Source organism: Streptomyces sp. NPDC053427, from assembly GCF_044544985.1.
Taxonomy (GTDB): Bacteria; Actinomycetota; Actinomycetes; order Streptomycetales; family Streptomycetaceae; genus Streptomyces.
Window position 1 is genome coordinate 103,694 of sequence record NZ_JBITYA010000003.1, and the last position, 21,881, is coordinate 125,574.

Below are 21,881 nucleotides of genomic sequence, written 5' to 3' on the forward strand. Positions count from 1 at the left end.
TACCGCGCCGGCCGGCCCGCGTCCCCCTGTCGGTCCCGGGGATGCCGTTCGACCCTCTCGACCGCTACTTGATGCCGGTGTCGCCGAGCGCCTCCAGCACCTGTCGCAGGCCGTCGCCGGTCTTCTTCACCACGTCGCGGTCCACATCGGCGAGCAGCCGCGCGTAGTTCGCCAGGTGGTCGGCCAACGCGGCCCGGGTGACCTCGTGGCCGTGCTCGGTGAGGCGGATCTTGATGGTGCGCCGGTCCCCGCCGTCGCGCACCCGCTCGACCAGGCCCTTGGCCTCCATCTTGTCGATGCGGTTGGTGATCGCGCCGGACGTCACCATGGACGCCTTGAGGAAGGCCCCGGCGGTGAGGGCGTACGGGGGCCCCGAGCGCTGCAGCGTGGTGAGTACGTCGAACTCGCCGTGCTCCACGCCGTGTGCGGTGGCCGAGGCCTTGGCGGACTTCTCGACCACCCGGGCCAGTCGCTGGATCCGCCCGAAAAGCTCCACGGGCCACAGGTCCTCCGCCACGTCGGGGCGCTCCTTGACCCACTGGCTGATGATCGCGTCCACGGCATCGCTCATCGCTGCACTCCTCTCAATGGACATCTTCTCAACGTTAAGACACTTGACGTTGAGAGAGTCGAGATGCTTTTATTTCAACGTTGAGATTATCAAGGTTGAACGACAGGAGCACCCCATGTCCGAGCTCGCCCTCCACCCCGTCGCCCAGGACCTCCTCTTCCGCGAGGCCCGCACCGCCAACACCTTCACCACCGAGCCGGTGACCGAGGAGCAGGTCCGGGCGATCTACGACCTGGTCAAGTACGCCCCCACCGCCTACAACCAGGCGCCGCTGCGGATCGTCCTGATCCGCTCGGACGAGGCCCGCGAGCGGCTCCTGCAGCACATGGCCGAGGGCAACCGGCCGAAGACCGCCGCCGCGCCGCTGGTCGCGATCCTCGCCGCCGACAACGAGTTCCACGAGGAGCTTCCCGCGCTGCTTCCGCACTTTCCGCAGGCCAAGGACCTCCTGTTCGCCGACCGCCCGGTCCGCGAGGAGTCCGCGCTGCTCAACGCGGCGCTCCAGGCGGCCTACTTCATCCTCGGCGTGCGCGCGGCGGGGCTGGCCGCGGGGCCGATGACCGGACTCGACTTCCAGGGCGTGCAGAAGGAGTTCCTGGACGACGACCACACGCCGCTGATGGTCGTGAACATCGGCCGTCCGGGCGAGAACGCCTGGTACCCGCGGTCGCCGCGGCTCGCCTACGACGAGGTCTTCACGACCGCCTGAACGGCTCACCGCGCCGAGCTCCGGCGCCCACCGGACCGCCCGAGCGCTCGACCCCGCCGAGCCGCCTCGTCCCCTCCCGGTCGCCCGGGCCGTCCCTGCCGCTTCGCCACGCCTCCCGCCCCGATCGCCTCGCCCCACCTCGACTTCCGGAGTCCACCGTGTCCCTGCTCGACCGAACCCGCCCCCTCCAGCCCACCCAGGCGCCGCGCCAAGTCCCCGCCGCATGGCTGGCGTTGCTCGCCACTCCGCTCGCGGCGAGCGCCAACAGCCCGGTCCTGATCCTCCCCGACATGGCCGAATCGTTCGGCGTCCGTACCGACACGGCGACCTGGCTCGTCACGGTCTTCGCCTGGGCCGTGGCCGTCGGCACCCCGCTGATGGCGGGACTGCTGCGCCGCCGCGGACTGGGCGCCGAGCTCCGGCTGAGCGCGGCCCTGATCGCGGCCGGCACCGTGGTCGTCGCCGTGGCCCCCTGGCTGCCCCTGGCCATGGCGGGCCGGGCGGCGCAGGCGATGGGCGGCGCCGGCCTGGTCACCGCGGCGATGAGCCTGGCGGGCTCGGTCCGCCGCATGGGCGTGATCACGGCGGGCTTCGGAATACTCGGCGCGGTCGGGCCGCTCCTCGGCTCGTCGATCGCGGGCACCGCCTCCTGGCGGGTCTCCCTCGCCGTCGGAGCGGTCGCGCTCCTCGCCGTGCCGGCGATCATGCGCCGCGCCGACCTGTCCGCACCGCAGCAGAGCACCCCCTTCGACGGCCGGGGCGCCACCCTGCTGGTCCTGCTGGCGACGGCCCTGGTCCTCATCCCGCGCTTCCCGCTTCCGGCGGTGACCGCCTCCCTGGTGATGGCCGCGCTGCTGGCCCTGCACATCCGGTCCCACCCCACGGGCTTCGTCCCCGCGTCACTGCTGCGCACCAGGACCTTCGTCCTCTCCACCCTGCTCGCCTGCACCTTCTCGACCTCGTACTTCACGCTCCTCTTCACCATCCCGCAGCTGCTGCACCACCGCACCGACTGGTCGACCTCCACGATCGGCACCGGGCAGCTGTTCGCGCTCCTCGCCGGCTCGGTGCTCTCCATGGTGCTGGCCGCGGCCTCGGCCCGGATGGGCCGCCCGCGGGTCCTGACGATCCTGCTCACGGTCGGCGCGCTGGCCCCGCTCACCGCGGTGCTGACCCCCTGGCCGCCGCTGCTCCTGCTCGTCGCGACGCTGGCCGTCTTCACGACGAGCGCGGGCCAGGCCACGCTGGCGGTGTACGCGAGCCAGGCCGCGCCGGCCGCCCAGCGCCCCACGGCGATCGGCCTGTTCAACCTCGGCTACCAGCTGGGCGGCGCCTTCGGCCCGGCGATCGCGGCCCTGATCATCCTCGGCGGCTGAACCGCGCCGCCTCGGCCCTGACCGAGGCGGCTCATCGGCTCCAGCACCGTGCGAGCGCTCCCTCGCCGCACGGGGCCGGGGCCACGCTGCGTTCGCCGGCGAGGGGGCGGTCGAGGACGGAGAGCAGGAGGGGGCCGAAGCCGATGAGGGCGGCTACAAGGCCGGACGCTCCCGGGCACGGGCGTCCGAACAAGGCCGGGCGAACGGCGTGACACTTTCAGGCGGGTACCTCTTCATGCCCGCTGCGAACGGGCGCGCATGGATGCACTTCGCGCTCGATGCGCGGCAGGATCTCCGGGATGTAGATCTTCCGGATGGCGTCACCGGCATCGTGAGCCTCCCAGTGGGCGCGGTCGGCCCAGCGCTCGACCAGGACGAAGCGGCCGGGCTCCTCGTGTGACCGGTAGGCCTCCCAGCCGGCGCAGCCGTTCTCTGCCAGGCACAAGGGACGCATCCGAGCCAAGGCATCGGCAACCAGGGCGATATCGGCGCGGTCGGGGACCCGGATGATGACGATGAGGTCGAACAACGTGCTCCTCAGGGGTGGGCTGAGCCTCCGCCGGTGTCGCCGAGGCTCGGGCAGCCAGTCAGAATAAGCGATCTTCAGCCGGGCGGGCGGCGGACGGGGGCTTCACCGTGGGGTGGCAGCAACCGGGCTTCCACACCAACGACCCCGCGGGCAACTCCTCGTGGAACCGAGGGAGTTCGAGATCTGCGCGGGCAACGGAGCGGATGCCGCGCTCACCGGCCGGATTCACCCTGCCCTGACGGCCGCGACGGCATGCGCCCGCGGAGAGCTTGTACTCCGCCGACGCTCGCCTCGGCCTGGAGCCACGCACCGTGAGATCCCGGAAATCTCTCCTTCACACGGCGGGACGGGCCATGAAATACGCCGTACCTAGCGTTCTTCTGACGGACACACACGGACCGACCGGTCCGGCAGGGTCCGCCCTGACGCAGGGGCACCGGAAACCCGCACCGGTGCGAGCCGTACTGCCGTCTCCAGCCGCCCGCGCCCGGACATCCCCGAGCGGGCTCCCACCCTCCCCTCCTGTCAACGGCGCCAAGCGGGGACACAGCGCAGGCCCGATCACCCTCCAGGAGGCGTGGCATGAGTGTTCCCCCACCATCGGCAGCGGAAGGCGTCCGGTCCGGGCCGGCCCTCGAAGAGCGGCCCGACGCCGGGCAGACGGCAGCCAAAGACGTGGCGGTCACGGAGTCGGAAGCCAAGGGCACGGTAGTCGCGGACGCGGCGGACGCGGCGGACGCGGCGGACACGGCGGCCACGGCACTGGCGGCCACGGACGCGGCCGCCAGTGAGACCCTGGAGGACTACACCCTCCGGTTCGCTCCTCGTAGTTACCGCCGGTGGACCCCGATGGTGGTGGCGACCACCGCGCTCGGCGGCATCGCCTACATGGCCGACTTCTCCATCGGCGCCGGCATCGGCCTCACCCACGGCACCGGGAACGCGCTCGCCGCGATCGCCGTCGCGGCAGCGGTCATCTTCGTCACCGGCTTCCCCCTCGCGTACTACGGCGCCCGCTACAACATCGACCTGGACCTGATCACCCGCGGTGCCGGGTTCGGCTACTACGGCTCGGTGCTGACCAGCGTCATCTTCGCCAGCTTCACCTTCATCTTCTTCGCCCTCGAAGGCTCGATCATGGCGCAGGGCCTGAAACTGGGGCTCGGGCTGCCGCTGTGGCTGGGGTATCTGGTCTCCACCCTGATGGTGATCCCGCTGGTGATCTACGGGATGAAGGCACTCAGCAAGCTCCAGGTGTGGACCACGCCGATCTGGCTGCTCCTGATGGTGGGCCCCCTGCTGTATCTGGTCACCACCGACCCGGGCACGGTCGACCGCTTCCTGTCGTACGCCGGGACCGACGGCGACGGCGGCATCGACACCGCCTCGGTGCTGCTGGGCGCGGGCGTGTGCCTGTCGCTGATCGCGCAGATCGGCGAGCAGATCGACTATCTGCGGTTCATGCCGCCCAAGACCCCTCAGAACCGGCGCAGTTGGTGGACCGCCGTGGTCATGGCCGGTCCGGGCTGGGTGGTGCTCGGTGCGCTGAAGCAGGCCATCGGGGTGTTCCTGGCCGTATACATCCTCGCCGAGGTGGGGCCCGCCGCGGCCACCGAGCCCATCCAGCAGTTCCGGGGCGCCTTCGACGCGATGCTGCCCTCCTGGCTGGTGATCCCGCTGGCCGTGGTCCTGGTGGTGATCAGTCAGATCAAGATCAACGTGACCAACGCCTACTCGGGCTCGCTCGCATGGACCAACTCCGTCACCCGGATCACCAAGCACTACCCGGGCCGCATGGTCTTCGTGCTGCTCAACCTGGCGTTCGCGCTGATGCTGATGGAGACGGACATGTTCAGCATCCTCAACTCCATCCTCGGGTTCTACTCCAACTGCGCCATCGCCTGGGTCGTGACCGTCGCCACCGACATCATCGTCAACAAGTACGTGCTCAAACTCTCCCCGAAGACGCCCGAGTTCCGCCGCGGCATGCTCTTTGCGGTCAATCCGGTGGGCGTGGTGGCGTTCGTCGCCGCCTCCGGCCTGTCGATCGCCATGTACTTCCACCTCCTCGGTGACGCTCTCCAGCCGTACTCGCCGGTCGCCGCGGCCCTCATCGCCTTTGTCCTCACCCCGCTCACGGCGGTGCTGACGAAGGGCCGTTACTACCTGCGCCGCACCGACGACGGCATAGCCGAAGCGCTCCTCGACCCGGACGGCAACCCCAGCGCCACGACGTACGCATGCCATGTGTGCCGCCAGAGCTTCGAGCGACCGGATCTGGCCGCCTGTCACACCCACGACGCGATGGTCTGCTCCCTGTGCCTGACCACCGACAAGACCGGCGACCACCTCCTCCCGCCGGAGCCCGCCACCGCCTGAGGCCAACGGCTGCACTGATTCCCCGAGCGGTGGGCCGCGCCCCTTTGGGCGGCCCACCGCTTCGCCGTCTTCGTGCAGCACTCCGGGCTGCCGAGGCAGCCCTCGCCGTGGGTGCAACCGCCGCTGTGGGCAGGGCCCTGCGGAATCTCGGCGCGCGAAGCGAGCGCCGGGGTGACAATGCGTGACTCCGGCCTGCCTGACAGTGCATCCATGTTCGTGTCGATCTTGTGGATCTTTGCCGTCGGCAGCATGGATTCCGGACGAGGCCGTCCATCTCGCTGTTCGGCGCCTGCCCGTGCCGTGATAGCACGGAGTAATCAAATTCGAGGGAGGCTACGACCGCATGGGTATCTTCAGCCGTCGCCAGAGCGCGACCATCGAGCCGACGCCGGCTGCCGGGCCCCGTACGCCTTTCCCGGCGGCCGACGCCTCCGGAGTCGCGCTGGACCCCGCACTTCGCGCGCTGACCGGGGAATGGACCATCGACCGCCCGCACAGCCGCATCGGATTCTCCGTGCGGCACGCGATGGTCACGACGGTGCGGGGTGCTTTCGCCGACTACGACAGCACGCTGTACTTCGACGGAGCCCGGCCCTCCCGGTCCCGGGCCGAACTCGTCATTCGGGTCGCCAGCGTCGACACGGGTGTGGATCAGCGGGACGCACACCTCATCGGCACCGACTTCTTCGACGCACGCCGCTTCCCGGAGATGGTGTTCCGCAGTACCTCCACGGTCCACGAGGGTACGGAGAGCTTCCGTATGACAGGGGATCTGACCATCCGCGGCGTCACCCGGCCCGTGGAGCTGCAACTCGACTACCTCGGCTCGGTCCTGGACCCGTTCGGCTATGAGCGAGCCGGCTTCGACGGCACCACCACCATCGACCGCACCGATTGGGGCTTGGTCTACAACCAACGCCTGGAGGCGGGCGGCGCCATGGTGAGCGAGAAAGTTCGGCTCCAGTTCGACATCTCCGCGATCCGGGCCATGCCCCAGGAGTAGTTGCCCCGGAAGGTCCCCTGCGTTCCGTACGCCTGCACCCCTCGACGAGGCGAGCCGCGGGCCGGCACCGACTTCGTCATGGGCCCGCCGCCGTACCGGCCCGAGCGCATCCTGCGCGACGAGCCGTGCTCGGCGGCTCCGGCGCCAGGCGCAGTTCTCTGCGTCGGCGCTGCTCGGCGAGGTCGGCAACGGGGGCGGACAGGAGCAGGGCCCGGGTGTAGGGGTGGTCGGGCGCGCGGACAGGGCGCCGTCCGCGTGGTCGATGCTGACGCCGAGGTAGGCGTCGTCGGTCACCTCGTCGGCGAACGTCCCAAGTTGTTGCAGGCCCCTGGCAAAGTCGTCGGCGATCCGTCTGCCTCAGCCGAGGCGGGACAGGGCCGCCCGGACCGCGGCGAGGTCCGTGTCCGATGCCAGGCCGGCGTGGTAGAGCCGGATCTCGTTGGCGCCCAGTTCCGCGGCGTGTGCGGCGTCCGCGTCGAGGGTTGTGGGGCTGCCGCCCATTCCGGTGACGATGGTGAAGTTGGCGGCCAGGGTGGTGTCTTCGGTGCGGTACGGCGCGAACGGTGTGAGGGAGTCGGTGCGTGCCTGGAAGCCTCCCGTGCAGGGCAGGACCAGGCCGTCCGTGAACGTGAGGATTTCGGCGGGTCGGACGCCGACGTTGGCGCCGCAGTGGTGCGCCGCGGGGTCCGCGTGCAGCAGCACCCGGAACGCGGGGTCGTGCGCCGCGTCCCGCACCGCGGCGACGACCTCGCGCTGCAGGCTGTGCGCGACCAGAAGGCGCCACCGGGCGACGAGGGCCGCACGCCGCGCGCCGAGCCGCGTCTCGACCTCCGCCCACTCGTCCGTCCGACCGTCGTTCAGGGACCGGCCCGACCGCAGCGGTGTCAGGGCCTTGGCGACGGCGGCCCGCAGCGCGTCGGGGTCCTCGCCGAGTGAGGCGTATCCGTCGCGGCAGTCCGCGCAGAAGCACAGCGACATCAGATACTGCCCGGCGCCGGTGAACGGCACCCCGGCGATCTTGTCGTGGGCGTGCAGATGCGCCAGCCCGTACCAGCCGCACGATTCCAGCTCCGTGCCGTGTGTCCCCGGCCGCACGGCGGCCTCCGCGGCCAGCAGGGTGAGGTAGGTGCGTACCTCGGGGCGGGCGATGCACGGTGCCCAGGGATACCGGTCGCCGTAGGCGTTGACCACACAGCTGTCGGGGTGCTCCTCGCCCAGACGGGAGTTGTGCGCGAGCACCACCCAGGAGTGCACCTCGATCCCCGCGTCGGTCAGTGCGGCGGCGGCCTCGCCGTACGGATCGGGGCCGGCGACCCAGCCCTGGGGGTACGGGCACAGCGGCTGCCCCTCCCAGTGCAGGGCGTCCGGCGGGTAGTACACCGCGGAGTGCGGGGCGGTGACGACCAGGTGCCGGGGATGGCGTGGGGTGAGCGCGCGGGTCGAGTGATAGGCGGACGCCAGGGTGGCCTGCCGTACACCCAGGTCGGCCAGGCGTCGGGCGGCATGGGGATCGCCCACGACATCCCAGGGATACAGAAACGCGGAAGCCTTCATCGTCGGCACCCATCTCCGTCAGAGGTCTGGACAGGGTCTGCACAAGGCATGTACACACTCATGTTTGTGGTTCATAATTCTGAACCTCATTGAGACGCTATGCCCACCCCGTCGGCCGGTCAAGGGTGTTGTGCCGCCGAGCGGGCCTCGACGAAAGGGATGTGTCTTCGCCCCCAGCAATCACGCGGTGGGCATCACTCCTCACCCGGCGGTGCCCCGGTGCCCCGGTGCCCGGATCCCTTCTACGGTCTGTCGAAAAGATTCGGCGAGGATCTCGCCTCCCTCTACTGGGACCTGCGCACCCGGCCCCCGATCTGGCCGCACTGAGCCGGCGGCGGGCGGAGCGATCCATGCACGGCCCTTGACGCCCTTCATGAGCGCTCGTACATTCCCGCATACTCGAAGTTCATGAAGCTGGATGATATTCAACTACCTGAACGCGACCGGCCGTGCAATGCCGCTCGGATACTCCCCTCAGGAGAGCTGTATGCATCTCGATCGCGTTCTCTTCTTCCCCGTCACCCCGTTCGCCTCCGATGGCTCCGTGAGGGAACGATCAGTCTCAGCCTTGTCGAGGGGGCGGCCACACACGACTTCCCCTTCTTCACGGCGCGTTACTCGGCGGCATGTGGCGTCATCAGAATGGCCTGCGGCACGGCTTGCACGGTGACGCGCCGTCGCCCCCGCCACCGCCTCGCCCTGACCGACAGGATCTGCGGCGACTGACGGCACGGTGCCGGGCGGGAGTCAGCGGCTCCCGCCCGGCCGTGGCAGGTTCAGCTTCAGCGGGCCGCAGCCGAGGCGGGCGGCCTCGGCCTCGACGTAGCGGGGGAAGAGGGTACGCACGTCCGCGCCGGTCCCGCCCTCGTTGGCCTGTACGAGGAACACCGTCTCGCCCGCCTGGCAACGGGCCCGGAAGACGCCGAGGTTGGGGCCGAGGCCGCCGGAGCCGGCGGCGGAGCGCACCCGGTCGCCCTCGTCCAGCGTCATCCTCGTGAAGATCGCGGCCAGCCGCGGGTCCTCGACGGTCATCAGGCGCTGCTTCGGCTGCGAGCCGGTGATGTCCCGGTCGCAGGTGCGCACCGGACCGTGCCCGTCGGTAATCATCGGGTACCGGACCGGCCGGCGCTTCTTGCCCAGGGTCAGCCCCTCGATGCCGCAGAGCGCGTTCGGCTTCTCCGTGCGGGTGTAGCGGGCGGCCTTCGGCAGGCGTTCGACCGGATCGGCGATCGTGCCGGCGCAGCCCAGGTCCGCGCTGACCTTGTTGACGAGCTTCACGACCATGCGGGCCATCCCGTCCCGCTCCTTGGTCCTCGGCTCGTTGTCGCTGATCCAGCTGCCCTGGGCGATGTCCACGACGGTCGGCCCGTCGAAGTCGCCGGGGCGGCCCAGGCAGCCGTCCGGAATGGCGAGCCAGGCGCGGTCGTCCGAGGCCATGCCCAGCAGGCCGCCGCCGAGCGGGGTGAGACGGGCGGAGAGGAACTCGTCGGCCCACTTGCCGTCGTCGCCGCTACGGTCGTCCAGCCGGTGCACCCGGGCGGTGAGCGCCCATGCGTCGCCGTCGCTGTTCGTCAACTGGCAACTGCCGGTGGGGCCGTCCAGGGAGTGCCCACCGTGCAGCACGGGCGCCTCGACCGCCTTGACGTTCTCCGGCTCGCGGAACGTCGGGGCGAGGTCGTCGCGGGACAGTGCGCCCCAGCACAGCCCGTCCGGCGCGAACGGCCCGGCCTGCGTCTGCCAGGCCATCCCGCCGACGCCGAGCAGCACCCCGGCGAGACCCGCGGCCAGCAGCGGTCGGACCCGGCCGCGCAGCAGCCTGCGCCAGTGCCACCGGCGCAGGCGCCGCTCGCTGAGCAGTTCCCGTTCGGCGGGCAGGGGCTGCTCGTAGCGGTTCGGCTCGTTCGGTGTGCTGCTCACCGGGCGGCTCCCTTGGGGGCGATGGGGGCGCAGCCCAGGCGGGCCGCGGCCGCGTTGGCGAAGGCGGCGAGGTGGTCGGGGTCGGTGGAGGCGCCCATCAGGAAGGTGACGGGCCGGCCGGCGCAGTCGGCTCGTACGATCGCGTGCTCCTCGCCGATGGTTCCGGTGCCGCGCCATCCGCGGACCGCGGAGCGTTCGCCCGCGATGCCGTCGAACACCGCGGCCAGCCGGGGCTGCGCGACCATCGCCAGGTTCAGGTACGGCATGCCGTCGCGATCGCCGCGGACACTGCACGTCTGCAGATCGCGGGTGACCGCGCCGGTCTGGTCCTCGATGTCCTCCGTGGCGAGGTGCAGGCCGCGGATGCCGCAGACGTCGTCAGACGCGCCGAAGATGCTCTCCTTGTTGCCCGGCAGGTCGTAGACCGGCGAGCTGACCTTCAGCGGCTCGTCCGGCGCGCAACCGGCCGCCGCCATCCCATGGTTGGCCGCCGCGACGAGCAGCACCGCCGCCTCCCGGGCGCCGCCCAGATCGGCCGGATCGTGTTGGGTGTACGAAGGGCCGCTGCTGTACGTGCCGGACGCTTGCATGGTGACGACGGTCGGCCGGCCGTCCTGCGTATCGCAGGACTTCGGGAGTACCAGCAGGCCGCCACGCCCGTTCACCGTGCCCGGCAGGCCGTCCGGGAGCGGGACCATGTCGCCGCCCAGGAAACCGTCCTGGATCATCGCGAGCCGGGCCTTTGCGGTCTTGGGGACCGGGCCGTACTCGACGGTCACTCGCTGGTCGGTGGAGACCTGGTCGCCGTCGTAACTGCTCTTGTAGTCGCTGGCGATGGCGACCTCACAGCTTCCGGTCGGGCTCTCGCGGGTGGGCGCCGTCTCCTTGCCGGTGCGTGACCCGTCGTCATCGTCGCCGAACGCCTCGTCACCGAGGAAGTCCGGACCGCTGCCCTCTTCCCAGGCGCCCCAGCAGTAGCGGTCCTTCGGCCACGGCCATGTGTCCGCCGCCCACGTGCCGAGCCCGGTGCCCGCAAGCACGAGCACCAGCGCGGATATCAGCAGCAACCAACCCCGCCTGCCGGTCGGCAGCGCCCGGCGCAGCCGACCAGGCGCCGCGGGCGCCTCTTCTGTCTCACTCACCCCGTGACCCCCTTTGGCGGAGGAGTGTATCCCCGTCATCAGTCAGGAGCGGCCCGCCCCGTCCATGGGATCTTGCCGTTCAACAGGTAGTCGTCCGCGGCGGCTCACACGGTCGAGGCGGGTGCCGGCCGTGGCCGAACGGAGTCCAGGAAGCGTTGCGGTCGAAACGCTTTGCAGGGAGCGCCGCGGAAACATTTGGGACGAAACGTTTCCGAAGGGCGCAGGGCGCGGGACCCGAGGGCCCCGCGCCGCTGCCTGCCGGGATCGTGTGTCAGACCACGGCGAGCCGGTCCACCAGCAGCTCCACCCTCGGCTCGGTGTCCTCCGGCGGCAGCCGTCCCGACCGGGTCAGGGTCGCCACCCCGTGCAGGGACGCCCAGAACACCTCGGTGAACAGCCCCGGGGCGACGCCGTCCCCGGCGACCTCGCCGAGGCACTCCAGCAGTGCGGCGAAAGCGTCCTTGAGAGGTTCCGGGGTGTCCTCCTGTGCGTACGGGAGACCGCCGTCGAGCTGGAAGATGGCGTCGTAGACCGCCGGGTTGTGTGCGGCGAAGTCGAGGTAGGCGCGGGCGAGGGCGTACACCCGCTCGCGCGGGCCGTCCGCGGCGGCGGTCGCGGCGCGCACCGCCGCGGCCAGCTCGGCGGCGCCCTCCAGGGCGACGGCGCCGATGATCTCCCGTTTGCCGCGGAAGTGGCTGTAGAGGACGGGCTGGCTGTATTCGATGCGCTCGGCGAGCCGGCGGGTGGTGACCGCGTCCCAGCCGTGCTGCTCGGCGAGTTCGCGGGCCGTGGCCACGATGAGGCGCTCGCGGCTCGCCCGTTCGCGCTCCTTGCGTTCTTGTACCGACATGATTCGATCCTAGCACCGCTAGACAAGTGAGCGGCAGTAGCGCTAGCGTTGCCTCATCAGCTAGCAGCACTAGATGTCGAGAGGGTCATCATGCTCAACGCACTCGAGGTCGTCACCACCGTGGTCGTCGGCGTGATGGTGGGGGTGGAGTTCTCCGTCGCCTTCGTCATCAACCGGATCCTCGACGCACTCCCCGGTGACAGCGGCCAACTCGGCCGCGCCCACGGGGGCCGGATGCTCGGCGCCGTGATGCCGGTCTGGTACATCGGCTCGCTCGTCCTCGTCGCGGTCTGGGCCATCGCCGGATGGCACCACCACGGCACCGGCCTCGTCGTCACCGCCGGCGCGCTGCTGATCCTCAGCGTGATCATGTCGATCTTGCTGCTCGTCCCGATCAACAACCGGGGCAAGACGTGGACCCCTGACAACCGGCCCGACGACTGGAAGGAGCAGATGAAGCGCTGGGACCGCTTCCACTACGTCCGCGTCGCCGTCATCATCGCCGCCTTCGCCCTGCTGGTCGCCGCCCTCACCTGAGCCCGCGGGCTCACCCGCCCGCTCGTCAGCCGCAACCGCTCGGCCTGGAGCCGATGCGCGCAGCGGAGTGGCGGGTCGGCACGATCTCCTCCCCGTCGGTGTGGATCACCCCGGAGACCATCATCGATCTGATCGCCGGCCCGCGCGGCGAGTCCGACGTCGACCACCGCTGCCTCACCGTGCATCCGGTCGACCGGGACGAGGTCATCAAGTCGGGCACCTTCACCGTCCTGGAGCGCCCTGTCCAGCGCTTCGCTGCCCGCGCCACCGCCACCTCCCTCTTCATCCAGGACCCGGACACCCACACCCTCGAACTCCGCTGGTATCCCCAGGACGCGGGCCCCAGCGACACCCACTGACCGATAGCGAGAGGAAGTACCGAAAATGGCCAAGCTGCAGAGTCTCGACCCGCACACGCCGATGTTCGCGCAGTTCCAGGAGAAGACCGGGCCCATCGTCCTGGCCAACACCTTCGTCGTCCCGAAGGAAGAAACCGAAGCGTTCCTGGCCCTCTTTCGGAGGCAGGCCGAGTTCATGAAGGCTCAGCCGGGATTCGTCTCCCTGCAGATGCACAAGGGAACGGCGGACAGTCAGCTTCTGATGAACGTCGCGGTCTGGGAGTCGACCGAGGCGCTCGCCAGGGCGTTCGGCAGCCCAGAGTTCCAGCGCATGGCGGCCGAGTTCCCCGACGGCATCGTGTCGTACCCGCACATCTTCGAGCAGATCGACGTATGACACGGCGGCTGCGGCTGCGGTTGTAGCCGCAGCCGCGCCGCCTGACCAGGCCCCATACGACGCACCAGGCTTACCAAGCTCACGAAGACTCGCAAGGAGAAGAACAGTGCCGCTGAAGAAGATCAACACCGTCCTGACCGTCGCCTTCATCCTCTTCATCCTCTGGTTCGGGACGGAGTTCATCCTGAGCCCGGAGACGACGGCGCCGGGCTACGGCCTGCCGAGCTGGCCGTCCGGCGACGGCGACGGCTTCCTGGTCATCAAGGGAATCCGCGACGTCGTCCTGGCCCTGGTCCTGGGCATCCTGCTGGTGACGGGCCACCGCCGGGCGCTGGGCTGGGCGCTGCTGGTGGAGGCTTTCGCCGCGTACGGCGACATGACCAACGTGCTGGCCCACCACGGCTCCGTGGCCATCGCGCTCGGCGTCCACTGCCTGACCGCGACGCTGATGGTGGTCAACGGCCTGCTGATGATGCGCGAGACCCGCAAGGTCGCGGCCGCTCCGGCGACGCCCGCCCCGCAGCTCGCCTGATCCCATCGGTCCAAGGTGGCCCAGACCCGGGCCACCTTGGCGCGTGCCGGTATTCGCGTGTCGGCGCCCGTCAGGAAAGGCCAGGCAGACGATCTTCTTCCAGTGAGCGACGACCTGACGGCTGAGGCGGCCCGCTGCACCGCGGCGGCCACGGCCACCTGGACTGGCCGGTAAGGGGACCAATGCGCAGCCCTGCTGCCCGAGCACGGGGACACCCGCTCCCTGGGCTGTCACAACTCCCGTGCGGTCTGGGGGAGCACTGGCGACTGCGAGCTCCGCGCTCACGTGGGGTACGTCGTCACGGCCGGTGGTGATGTACTCAATCAGCAGAGCGTGGGCGGCGTTTCCGTGTCTGGCACCATGCTCGTGGGAAACGCCGACCGATGAGAACAAGGGGAGATCATTCCAACCCCGGACGAGCTTGAGGGCCGAAGCTGCTACGTGCTCGAGACCGCAAATGACGCCCAGATGGCTTGGAGCGTCTTCTTCGTCTACGGAGACCGCGAGCACATCCGCTTCCTGCTACGGAACATCTTCGTTGAGAACGACGATCCGGACATGGTCGACGCACACTTTGACCAGACGGCTGACCTCTGGTTCATCGAAAACGGGCGTCGTGTCGGACACGTCGATCTGCATTCCCTCATCTCGATGCCTGACGATGCAGGCACGAGACGGGTGTTGGTCGACTGGGTCCGCTTCGACGAGCTCGTCCCGGCTTTCCTGACGGGTTCGGTACTACGCCATGGCGAGGAGCTGCGGCTTCTGGACGCTCAAGACGATTTCGCCGAAACTCGGAGCAACTTGCCTCTCCTGTACCCCGCCACGCCGATTGGCTACGGGATGCAGGTGTGGGTGGAGGGGGATCTGACCGACCAGCCATACGAGATCTATCAGGACCCTGATCCCGCAGAGAGCGGCTGATGCGTTCCCGCCTCCGCGAAACTGGAGGTCCGCGCGTGCTTGTACCGTCCGTCCGACATTAGACGTCACTTGGCCCTTGGGGTGTTGGGGCGTCCGTCCCAGCGGTAGAGGCGAATTGCGCGGCGGATGAGGATGTGGAGCGTAACCAGAGTGGCGGCGAGGTACTTGGCGCTGTCGTAGCCGCGGTCGAGGTTGACGGTCTCCGGCATCGCACCGGCCTGTTCTTTCGCCGCTGCCGGGGTAGGGCCGAGTAGCGGCGAGTCGTGCCGGTTCGCGCCGAGCGGGTGACCCGGGTCGATCCCGGCTCGCCGTGCCGCTCGCGCTCCGGCGCGGTCGCCGGCACCTACCACCGGCCGCTTCACCAAGGTGCCCCGGCTCGCCAAGCTCCTACGCGTGCCCACTCCTGCCGACCGCGGGCCCGCAAGACCGACCGACACCAGCGTCGACCGCAGCCGCTCGGTCCGTCGCCCGAACCTGCGGGTGAGACCGGGTACTTGCTCGGCGAAGGTCATGCGCTCGCAGGATTCCTCCTCGCAGACGAACCTCCGCACCCGCAATGACACCACGACGAACGTGCCCGCCGTCGGCAGATCACGAGGAAATCGCAGGTAGGAGCGGTGTATTCGCCCCGACCAGCACCCGCACCCCGGACCGGCCGCCCGCCCTGCGGTCGTACGGGCCTCGACCCGGACGACCGTGTCGATCACCTCGACCGATTCCACCAACACGCCCTCGACCGAGGAGAACAGCAGCTCGTTCAACTGCGGCAGCACGTCGTTCACGGCGAAGGACCTTCGACCACACCACCGTCCAGCCAGGCGATTTTCGGGCGGACTTCAGTGGTCGTAGCGGACCGCCGAGATCAGTCCGCCGGGGCGCTCCTCGCGCTGCGGCGGGGTGCTGAGCGGGCGGCCGTAGGCGGCAGCGCGCTCGCGCAGGGTGTGGCTGTCGGCCTCCCAGCCGTGCCCGGCCAGCCAGCCCACCGGGTCGTCGGGCATCTCCGAGACCCACATGGACGCCGCCGATCCCGGCGCGGCGTCCGCGCCGAAGCGCTCGACCACGCCGCGCGAGCCCAATGCCAGCCCCATCCGACTGCCTGCCGCCGACTGCGCGCTGATCCGGGCCAGCAGCAGCTCCACCGCATCCTCGGGTAGATAGATCAGTAGTCCTTCGGCGATCCACACGGTCGGTGCGGCCGGGTCGTGCCCTGCGGCGGCCAGCGCGCCTGGCCAGTCCTCACGCAGATCCACCGCGACGGTGATCCGCTCGCAGCGCGCGACGGCCCGCTCCTGGCGCAGCACCGAGGCCTTGAAGTCCAGTGGCGCGGCGGTGTCGACCTCGAACAGCCGGGTGCCCTCGGGCCAGTCCATCCGGAAGGCCCGGCTGTCCATGCCGGCGCCGAGCAGCACGACCTGCCGGACCCCGGACGCGGAGGCCTGCTGCAACAGGTCGTCGAGGAACTTCGTCCTGATGACGACGGAGAGCGACACGGCCAGCCGGCGGCGTCGCGCGGTCTCGTCATCGGGCGGCGGCGAGGAGGGCCACAGGCCGCCGGCGGTGGCGAAGGCCTGTGCCAGTGGGTCGCGGAACAGCGCGTTCTCCCGCTCGGTCTCCAGCGCCCGCACCCTGGCGACCCCCACCGCCGTGGCCCACACTCCCGACGGCTGCACCCGCTCCCGCTCATCAGCCACCGCATCAGCCTAGATGATCGATTCCAAGGGGCCTGATGAGGGGAGCCGGCTTCCTGCGCGGCCGGCCGGGCATGCGCGCACTGGCCGCGCATTGCGGCCGGCCGCCTCGCCGGAGCGGGCCGGCGAGGGGCGCGGGTCCACCAGGTAGCCGGTACGCGCTGGTTGGCCGGCCACGTACCCGCCAACTATGGCCGGCGTTACCGGGCCGGGTGGGTAGCAGAAGCAGAAGGCCAGTTGACCGGTGCGATGGCTGCGGCGAATGCGTCACCGGTGGTGGCCGCGGCAACCGCGTTCGGCACCGTCGAGAGGCGGTCGTGTTCGAAGGTCCAGAGCAAGTCTGCCGCGACGCTCACCGCGATCGTGGCGGGTTCCTTGCCGGTGATCTCGGTCATTCCGATCGGGGTCTTGATCCGGTCGATGGTGGCGGCGTCATGGCCGCCCTCGGTGGCCAGGCGGTGCCGGAACCGCGCCCATTTGGCGGCCGAGCCGATCAGTCCGATCGAGCCGAGATCGGTGGTGCGCAAGGCGGCGTCGGCCAGTGCCGCGTCCTCGGCGTGATCATGGGTCATGATCAGGATGTGGGTGCCGGGTGCCAGCTCCGCGAGCACCTCCTCCGGAAGCAGCGGTGTGTGGTGCACGTGGATCTGCGCCACCGCATCCGCGAGCACATTGAGCCGTTCGCCGGTGAGTATGTCGGGGCGGCTATCGATCAGGTGCAGATCGAGGTTGTGGCGTGCCAGGATGCGTGCCAGCTCCAGCCCGACGTGCCCGACGCCGAAGATCGCCACCGCTGGGACCACCGGCAGCGGTTCGAGCAGTACGGTGACGGCTCCGCCGCAGCATTGCACGCCGTGTCGGTTGGTGACCTTGTCGTTGAGGGCGAACTCCATCAGCTCGGGCTCCGACTCGAGCGTGCCGATCAGCTCGCGGGCCCGATCGATCGCGACGGCCTCGATGTTGCCGCCACCGATCGAACCCCAGGTCTCGGTCTGTCCCACAACGAGTTTGGCACCGGCCCGGCGGGGCGCGTGGCCGCGCACGGCCGCGACGGTCACCAGCACGCCGGGCTCCCGGCGGGCTCGCAACCGTGCGACCGTGGCCACCCAGGTCATGTCAGGCATTACTCAAAGCGCTTGTGTCGGTGGGGATCTCACTGCCGTTGCCAGCGTGGCCGTTACGAGCGTGACCGTTGCGCCGCACGCGGGCTGCTTCGATGGCCCAGTAGACCGCCTCCGGCGTTGCGGGCGAGGCCAACTCGACGCTGACTCCGCTCGGGCCGAACGCGGCGGCGGCCTGCCGCAACGCCTCTCGGACCGAGAACGCCAGCATCAGCGGAGGTTCACCCACCGCCTTGGACCCGTATACCGCGCCCTCCTCGGTGGCGTTCTCCAAAAGCGTGACATGGAACTGCTCGGGCATCTCCGAAAAGCTCGGCAGCTTGTAGGTGCTCGCGGCCTGGGTCAGCAGCCGGCCACGGTTCGGCCCGTCACCGGTGTCCCAGCGCAGATCCTCGAGCGTCAGCCAGCCCGCACCCTGCACGAAACCGCCCTCGACCTGACCGATGTCGATCATCGGGGACAGGCTGTCGCCGACATCGTGCACGATGTCCACCCGCCGGAGGCGGTACGCGCCGGTGAAGCCGTCCACCTCCACCTCCGCTGCGGCGGCACCATAAGCGAAGTACTTGAACGGCGAGCCATGGAACGTCTTCGCATCCCAGTGCAGACCCTCGGTCCGGTAGAAACCGGCCGCCGACAACTGAACCCGCTGGAAGTACGCGGTGCGCACCAGGTCGTCCCAGGCCAGCTCCTTGTCGCTGCCCAGGGTGCGCGCGACGCCCTCGACGATGCGCACATCCGAGGCGTTCGCACCCAGTTGGGTACCCGCCACTTGCAGCAGCCGCCCGCGCAACTGCTCGCAGGCGTTCTTCACCGCCGCACCGTTGAGGTCCGTCCCCGAACTGGCGGCGGTGGCAGAGGTGTTGGGCACCTTGTCGGTTCGCGTCGGTGCCAGCCGCACCTTGTGCAGCGGGATGCCCAATGTGGTCGCGGCCACCTGCAGCATCTTGGTGTGCAGGCCCTGGCCCATCTCGGTGCCGCCGTGGTTGATCAGGACCGAGCCGTCCTTGTAGATCAGCACCAGCGCGCCGCCCTGGTTGAAGGCGGTGAGGTTGAACGAGATTCCGAACTTGATGCCGGTCATCGCAAGTGCCCGTTTGGTGTTCGGGTGCGCGGCATTGAAAGCGGCGATCTCGCGCTTGCGATCGGCGATGCCGGCGTTGTCCTGAACCTCTTGCCAGACGGTGGAGATCCGTTCGGGGTGAGCGACCGGCTGCCCGTACGGCGTCGCCTGGCCCTGCCGGTAGAAGTTGCGCTGCCGCAGCTCCATCGGATCCAGGCCGAGCAGCGGCGCGCACCGGCCCAAGATGTCCTCGATCACCAGCATGCCCTGCGGTCCGCCGAAGCCGCGGAAGGCGGTGTTGGAGACCTTGTTGGTCTTGGCGATGCGACCGGCGATGTGGGCGTTGGGGATCCAGTACGTGTTGTCGATGTGGCACAGCGCACGGGCAAGGACCGGCTCGGAGAGGTCCAGGCTCCAGCCGCCGTCCGCGGTCAAGGTGGCGTCCAGGGCCTGGATGCGGCCGTCGGCGTCGAAGCCGATCTTCCACTCGGCGTGGAACCCGTGCCGCTTACCGGACATCGTCAGGTCCTGGGTCCGATTGAGCCGCAGCCGGACCGGCCGACCGGTCAGCTTGGCGCCGAGCGCGGCGACGGCAGCGAACCCGTGCGGCTGCATCTCCTTGCCGCCGAAGCCGCCACCCATCCGCAGACACTGCACGGTCACCTCGTGGCTGTGCAGACCGAGCACATGCGCGACGATTTCCTGGGTCTCCGAAGGATGCTGGGTGCTGCTCTGGACGAACACCTGCTCGGCCTCGTCGATATGGGCCAGCGCCGCGTGCGTCTCGAGGTAGAAGTGCTCCTGATCGGAGAACTGGAACTCGCCGGTGAACACGTGCGCGGAGTCGGCGAAGCCGGCGTCGACGTCGCCGGTCAGCATCACGGGCCGAGCGCCGTGAAAACTGCCCGCCGCCATCGCGTCCTGCAGCGTGATCAGCGAGGGCCGTTCGTCGAGTTCCACCTCGACGGCCGCCGCACCGAGCCGGGCCGCCTCCAGGGTCTCGCCGAGCACCCATGCGACCGCGTGGCCGAAGAACATGACCTCGTCGGGGAACAGCGGTTCGTCATGCTTCATCCCGGCATCGTTGACGCCGGGCACATCGGCGCCGGTCAGTACACGGACCACGCCGGGTACGGCGAGCGCGGGTTCGGTGCGCAGCGCGGTGATCCTGCCGTGGGCCTTCATGACCTGGACCGGGTACGCGTGCAGCACGTCCTTGGTGCGCTGGACCAGGTCGTCGGTGTAGAGCGCGGTGCCGGTGACGTGCAGGGTGGCGCTCTCGTGCGGCATCGAGACGCCGACGACGGGTTTTTCGGGACGCTCGGACAACTGGCTCATGACGACACCGCCTCGGTGGTTTGCGCGTACAGCTTCGGCAGGCTCTGGCCGAGCATCGCGGAGCGGTAGTCGGCGCTGGCGCGATGATCGTTCATCGGCGTGCCCTCGGCCCGCAGCACCCCGGCCGCGGCCTCGACGGTCTCCGCCGCCCACGGCTTGCCCTCCAGGGCCGCCTCGGTGGTGCGGGCGCGGATCGGGGTGGCGGCCACGCCGCCCAGGCCGATGCGTGCCTTGCGGACGATCCCGTCCTCGATGTCCAGCGCGAAGGCGACCGCCACGCTGGAGATGTCGTCGAAGCGCCGCTTGGCGATCTTGTGGAAGGCCACGACCGGCGACAGCGGCAGCGGGATGCGCACCGCGCGGATCAGCTCGCCGGGACGGCGCACGCTCTGCCGATAGCCGGTGAAGTAGTCCGCCAGCGGGACCTCGCGCTCGCCGTCGGCGGCAGCGAGCACCACCGATGCCTCCAGCGCGAGCAGCGCCGGCGGGCTGTCACCGATGGGGGAGCCGGTGCCCAGGTTGCCGCCGAGGGTCGCACCGTTGCGGATGAGCCGGGATGCGAACTGCGGGAACAGCTCTGCCAGCAGTGGGACGCCGCCGGCGAGGCGGCGTTCGATCTCGGTGAGCGTCAGCGCCGCCCCGATCTCGATGTGGTCGGATTCGACTCGCAGCTCCCGCAGTTCGGGCAGCCGGTCGATGGCGACCACGCAATTCGCCCGACGGGAGCGGATGTTCACCTCTACGCCCCAGTCGGTGGAGCCGGCGATCACCACCGCGTCGGGCCGCTCGCGCAGCAACCGCAGCGTTTCGGCCAGGGTGCTCTTCCGCAGGAACGCGCTGTCGTCCTGGGCGTATTCGGTGGCACTCGGTGCGGGCGGTGACTGCTCGCGACGCCGCGCCAGCGGGTCCTCATCGGTGGGCGTACCGACGGCGAACGCGGCATCGCGGATCGGGCGATAGCCGGTGCAGCGGCACAGGTTTCCGCTCAGCGCGTGCAGATCGAAACCGTTCGGACCGTGCTCGACGTCGGTGCTGTCGGCCGTGTCCGTGCCGGTGTCCGCGTCCGTGCCGGTGTCAGCGTGCGCGCAGCGGTCGGGTCGGTAGTACTCGGCGGCCATGCTGCAGATGAATCCCGGTGTGCAGTAACCGCATTGGGAGCCGCCGCGGACCGCCATCTCCTCCTGTACCGGGTGCAGGGTGGGCGGCATGCCGGGTTCACCGGCGGTGGCGAGACCTTCGGAGGTGATGATCTCCTGGCCGTCGAGCGCCGCGGCCGGGACCAGGCAGGCGTTGACCGCCACCCAGTCGGTGGGCTTGTTCACCCCGGGACGGGCCACCAGGACCGAACAGGCGCCGCATTCACCCTCGGCGCAGCCCTCCTTGGTGCCGGTGAGGCCGCGCTCACGCAGGAAGTCCAGGACCGTTGTGTGGGGTGCGGCCGGGGAAATCGGTGCGACCTTCCCATTGACCGTTAGCCGCGCCGCTACCATGGCACATCCTCATTTCGGTGCGCGGTCGTTCTCATTATCCTGGTCGCCATTTCAGGGGACTTTCTCTCTCGGTGGCGCAGCTTGAGAAACCGGAGCATGAATCGGCACGCATCGACGTGCCGTAGCCGGTGACAGAGATAGGAAAGCGCCGGGGCCACAATCGGGCACGCCGGGACGGGGCTGCTCAGCAGCCGTGTGCTACACGACCCGGAATCCAGGCGGCTCGCCGAGCGAGGCGATGCAGGTCAGAGATGGTCGACATCCGACTTCGCCTCCTTCTGGCAGCTCACGAGTCGATGCGCTAGAAACTAAGTTGCCGCAGACCCACCGTCAAGCCGACCTGCGGAAACCGGCAGTAGCCTGTAGGAACCTACAGTGGACTGGTCGGGATCCTCTCAATGTATCGTAGCTTCGCACAAATGA

Annotated in this window: 20 protein-coding genes and 1 pseudogene; 10 read left to right on the forward strand and 11 right to left on the reverse strand. The window is 69.7% G+C overall.

The window, feature by feature from the left end; all coding sequences use genetic code 11:
* Positions 1 to 64: 64 nt before the first annotated feature.
* Positions 65 to 571, reverse strand: a complete 507-nt coding sequence (locus tag ACIGWZ_RS08430; RefSeq protein WP_400062156.1) for a MarR family winged helix-turn-helix transcriptional regulator — start codon at positions 569 to 571, stop codon at positions 65 to 67.
* A 115-nt stretch (positions 572 to 686) separates the two neighbouring features.
* Here ACIGWZ_RS08430 and ACIGWZ_RS08435 point away from each other — a divergent pair, with 115 nt between their 5' ends.
* The gene (locus tag ACIGWZ_RS08435) at positions 687 to 1,280 is read left to right on the forward strand and encodes a malonic semialdehyde reductase (protein WP_400062158.1); all 594 of its coding nucleotides are present in this window, start codon (positions 687 to 689) and stop codon (positions 1,278 to 1,280) included.
* A 158-nt stretch (positions 1,281 to 1,438) separates the two neighbouring features.
* Positions 1,439 to 2,656, forward strand: a complete 1,218-nt coding sequence (locus ACIGWZ_RS08440) for an MFS transporter (RefSeq protein WP_400062160.1) — start codon at positions 1,439 to 1,441, stop codon at positions 2,654 to 2,656.
* A 217-nt stretch (positions 2,657 to 2,873) separates the two neighbouring features.
* On the opposite strand, the gene ACIGWZ_RS08445 is transcribed toward ACIGWZ_RS08440, so the two are convergent.
* Positions 2,874 to 3,185 (reverse strand): putative quinol monooxygenase, encoded by a 312-nt coding sequence (locus ACIGWZ_RS08445; RefSeq protein ID WP_400062162.1) that lies wholly within the window; start codon positions 3,183 to 3,185, stop codon positions 2,874 to 2,876.
* 582 nt (positions 3,186 to 3,767) lie between these two features.
* On the opposite strand from ACIGWZ_RS08445, the gene ACIGWZ_RS08450 reads away from it, so the two are divergent.
* Both ACIGWZ_RS08450 and ACIGWZ_RS08455 read left to right on the forward strand, forming a co-directional pair.
* Positions 3,768 to 5,564 carry a purine-cytosine permease family protein gene (locus tag ACIGWZ_RS08450; protein ID WP_400062164.1) on the forward strand — a complete coding sequence of 599 codons (1,797 nt, stop codon included), beginning with the start codon at positions 3,768 to 3,770 and terminating at the stop codon, positions 5,562 to 5,564.
* A 343-nt stretch (positions 5,565 to 5,907) separates the two neighbouring features.
* Entirely contained in the window at positions 5,908 to 6,567 is a 660-nt protein-coding gene (locus ACIGWZ_RS08455; protein ID WP_400062166.1) for a YceI family protein, read from the forward strand.
* A gap of 357 nt (positions 6,568 to 6,924) precedes the next feature.
* Here the strand turns inward: ACIGWZ_RS08455 and ACIGWZ_RS08460 are convergent, their stop codons facing one another.
* Positions 6,925 to 8,121 (reverse strand): hypothetical protein, encoded by a 1,197-nt coding sequence (locus tag ACIGWZ_RS08460; protein ID WP_400062167.1) that lies wholly within the window; start codon positions 8,119 to 8,121, stop codon positions 6,925 to 6,927.
* Between the two features lie 163 nt (positions 8,122 to 8,284).
* On the opposite strand from ACIGWZ_RS08460, the pseudogene ACIGWZ_RS08465 reads away from it, so the two are divergent.
* Positions 8,285 to 8,415 (forward strand): annotated as a pseudogene (locus ACIGWZ_RS08465) (NAD(P)-dependent oxidoreductase); the annotation flags it as partial.
* A 453-nt stretch (positions 8,416 to 8,868) separates the two neighbouring features.
* Here ACIGWZ_RS08465 and ACIGWZ_RS08470 read toward each other — a convergent pair.
* The 3 genes from ACIGWZ_RS08470 to ACIGWZ_RS08480 form a co-directional block, all read right to left on the reverse strand.
* Positions 8,869 to 10,038: a hypothetical protein gene (locus ACIGWZ_RS08470; RefSeq protein ID WP_400062169.1), complete on the reverse strand. Its 1,170-nt coding sequence runs from the start codon at positions 10,036 to 10,038 to the stop codon at positions 8,869 to 8,871.
* Positions 10,035 to 11,180 carry a hypothetical protein gene (locus tag ACIGWZ_RS08475; RefSeq protein ID WP_400062171.1) on the reverse strand — a complete coding sequence of 382 codons (1,146 nt, stop codon included), beginning with the start codon at positions 11,178 to 11,180 and terminating at the stop codon, positions 10,035 to 10,037. The genes ACIGWZ_RS08470 and ACIGWZ_RS08475 overlap by 4 nt, the downstream gene beginning before the upstream one ends.
* A gap of 271 nt (positions 11,181 to 11,451) precedes the next feature.
* Positions 11,452 to 12,030 (reverse strand): TetR/AcrR family transcriptional regulator, encoded by a 579-nt coding sequence (locus ACIGWZ_RS08480; protein WP_400062173.1) that lies wholly within the window; start codon positions 12,028 to 12,030, stop codon positions 11,452 to 11,454.
* Between the two features lie 90 nt (positions 12,031 to 12,120).
* Here ACIGWZ_RS08480 and ACIGWZ_RS08485 point away from each other — a divergent pair, with 90 nt between their 5' ends.
* From ACIGWZ_RS08485 to ACIGWZ_RS08505, 5 genes are all read left to right on the forward strand, one after another.
* Positions 12,121 to 12,567 carry an anthrone oxygenase family protein gene (locus ACIGWZ_RS08485; protein WP_400062175.1) on the forward strand — a complete coding sequence of 149 codons (447 nt, stop codon included), beginning with the start codon at positions 12,121 to 12,123 and terminating at the stop codon, positions 12,565 to 12,567.
* A 53-nt stretch (positions 12,568 to 12,620) separates the two neighbouring features.
* Entirely contained in the window at positions 12,621 to 12,926 is a 306-nt protein-coding gene (locus ACIGWZ_RS08490) for a VOC family virulence protein (RefSeq protein WP_400062176.1), read from the forward strand.
* A gap of 25 nt (positions 12,927 to 12,951) precedes the next feature.
* Positions 12,952 to 13,302, forward strand: coding sequence for an antibiotic biosynthesis monooxygenase family protein (locus ACIGWZ_RS08495; RefSeq protein ID WP_400062178.1), 351 nt, complete (start codon positions 12,952 to 12,954; stop codon positions 13,300 to 13,302).
* 106 nt (positions 13,303 to 13,408) lie between these two features.
* Positions 13,409 to 13,834 (forward strand): DUF4267 domain-containing protein, encoded by a 426-nt coding sequence (locus ACIGWZ_RS08500; RefSeq protein WP_400062180.1) that lies wholly within the window; start codon positions 13,409 to 13,411, stop codon positions 13,832 to 13,834.
* 441 nt (positions 13,835 to 14,275) lie between these two features.
* Positions 14,276 to 14,758 carry a hypothetical protein gene (locus tag ACIGWZ_RS08505; protein WP_400062182.1) on the forward strand — a complete coding sequence of 161 codons (483 nt, stop codon included), beginning with the start codon at positions 14,276 to 14,278 and terminating at the stop codon, positions 14,756 to 14,758.
* A gap of 65 nt (positions 14,759 to 14,823) precedes the next feature.
* Here ACIGWZ_RS08505 and ACIGWZ_RS08510 read toward each other — a convergent pair whose 3' ends face one another.
* The 5 genes from ACIGWZ_RS08510 to ACIGWZ_RS08530 form a co-directional block, all read right to left on the reverse strand.
* A complete protein-coding gene (locus ACIGWZ_RS08510; protein ID WP_400062184.1) occupies positions 14,824 to 15,540 on the reverse strand; it encodes a transposase family protein in 717 nt (238 codons plus the stop codon).
* A 54-nt stretch (positions 15,541 to 15,594) separates the two neighbouring features.
* The gene (locus tag ACIGWZ_RS08515; protein ID WP_400063232.1) at positions 15,595 to 16,413 is read right to left on the reverse strand and encodes a class I SAM-dependent methyltransferase; all 819 of its coding nucleotides are present in this window, start codon (positions 16,411 to 16,413) and stop codon (positions 15,595 to 15,597) included.
* A gap of 233 nt (positions 16,414 to 16,646) precedes the next feature.
* Entirely contained in the window at positions 16,647 to 17,561 is a 915-nt protein-coding gene (gene xdhC / locus ACIGWZ_RS08520; RefSeq protein ID WP_400063234.1) for a xanthine dehydrogenase accessory protein XdhC, read from the reverse strand.
* A gap of 1 nt (position 17,562) precedes the next feature.
* Positions 17,563 to 19,968, reverse strand: a complete 2,406-nt coding sequence (gene xdhB, locus ACIGWZ_RS08525) for a xanthine dehydrogenase molybdopterin binding subunit (RefSeq protein ID WP_400062185.1) — start codon at positions 19,966 to 19,968, stop codon at positions 17,563 to 17,565.
* Positions 19,965 to 21,458, reverse strand: coding sequence for a xanthine dehydrogenase small subunit (locus tag ACIGWZ_RS08530; protein ID WP_400062187.1), 1,494 nt, complete (start codon positions 21,456 to 21,458; stop codon positions 19,965 to 19,967). The genes xdhB and ACIGWZ_RS08530 overlap by 4 nt, the downstream gene beginning before the upstream one ends.
* Positions 21,459 to 21,881: the final 423 nt, after the last annotated feature.

What these genes read in the sequence shown, in the direction of transcription:
- ACIGWZ_RS08430 (WP_400062156.1), bottom strand. Translation starts at nt 571, where the DNA reads ATGAGCGATGCCGTGGACGCGATCATCAGCCAGTGGGTCAAGGAGCGC.
- ACIGWZ_RS08435 (WP_400062158.1), top strand. Translation starts at nt 687, where the DNA reads ATGTCCGAGCTCGCCCTCCACCCCGTCGCCCAGGACCTCCTCTTCCGC.
- ACIGWZ_RS08450 (WP_400062164.1), top strand. Translation starts at nt 3,768, where the DNA reads ATGAGTGTTCCCCCACCATCGGCAGCGGAAGGCGTCCGGTCCGGGCCG.
- ACIGWZ_RS08455 (WP_400062166.1), top strand. Translation starts at nt 5,908, where the DNA reads ATGGGTATCTTCAGCCGTCGCCAGAGCGCGACCATCGAGCCGACGCCG.
- ACIGWZ_RS08460 (WP_400062167.1), bottom strand. Translation starts at nt 8,121, where the DNA reads ATGAAGGCTTCCGCGTTTCTGTATCCCTGGGATGTCGTGGGCGATCCC.
- ACIGWZ_RS08480 (WP_400062173.1), bottom strand. Translation starts at nt 12,030, where the DNA reads ATGTCGGTACAAGAACGCAAGGAGCGCGAACGGGCGAGCCGCGAGCGC.
- ACIGWZ_RS08485 (WP_400062175.1), top strand. Translation starts at nt 12,121, where the DNA reads ATGCTCAACGCACTCGAGGTCGTCACCACCGTGGTCGTCGGCGTGATG.
- ACIGWZ_RS08490 (WP_400062176.1), top strand. Translation starts at nt 12,621, where the DNA reads ATGCGCGCAGCGGAGTGGCGGGTCGGCACGATCTCCTCCCCGTCGGTG.
- ACIGWZ_RS08495 (WP_400062178.1), top strand. Translation starts at nt 12,952, where the DNA reads ATGGCCAAGCTGCAGAGTCTCGACCCGCACACGCCGATGTTCGCGCAG.
- xdhC (WP_400063234.1), bottom strand. Translation starts at nt 17,561, where the DNA reads ATGACCTGGGTGGCCACGGTCGCACGGTTGCGAGCCCGCCGGGAGCCC.
- xdhB (WP_400062185.1), bottom strand. Translation starts at nt 19,968, where the DNA reads ATGAGCCAGTTGTCCGAGCGTCCCGAAAAACCCGTCGTCGGCGTCTCG.
- ACIGWZ_RS08530 (WP_400062187.1), bottom strand. Translation starts at nt 21,458, where the DNA reads ATGGTAGCGGCGCGGCTAACGGTCAATGGGAAGGTCGCACCGATTTCC.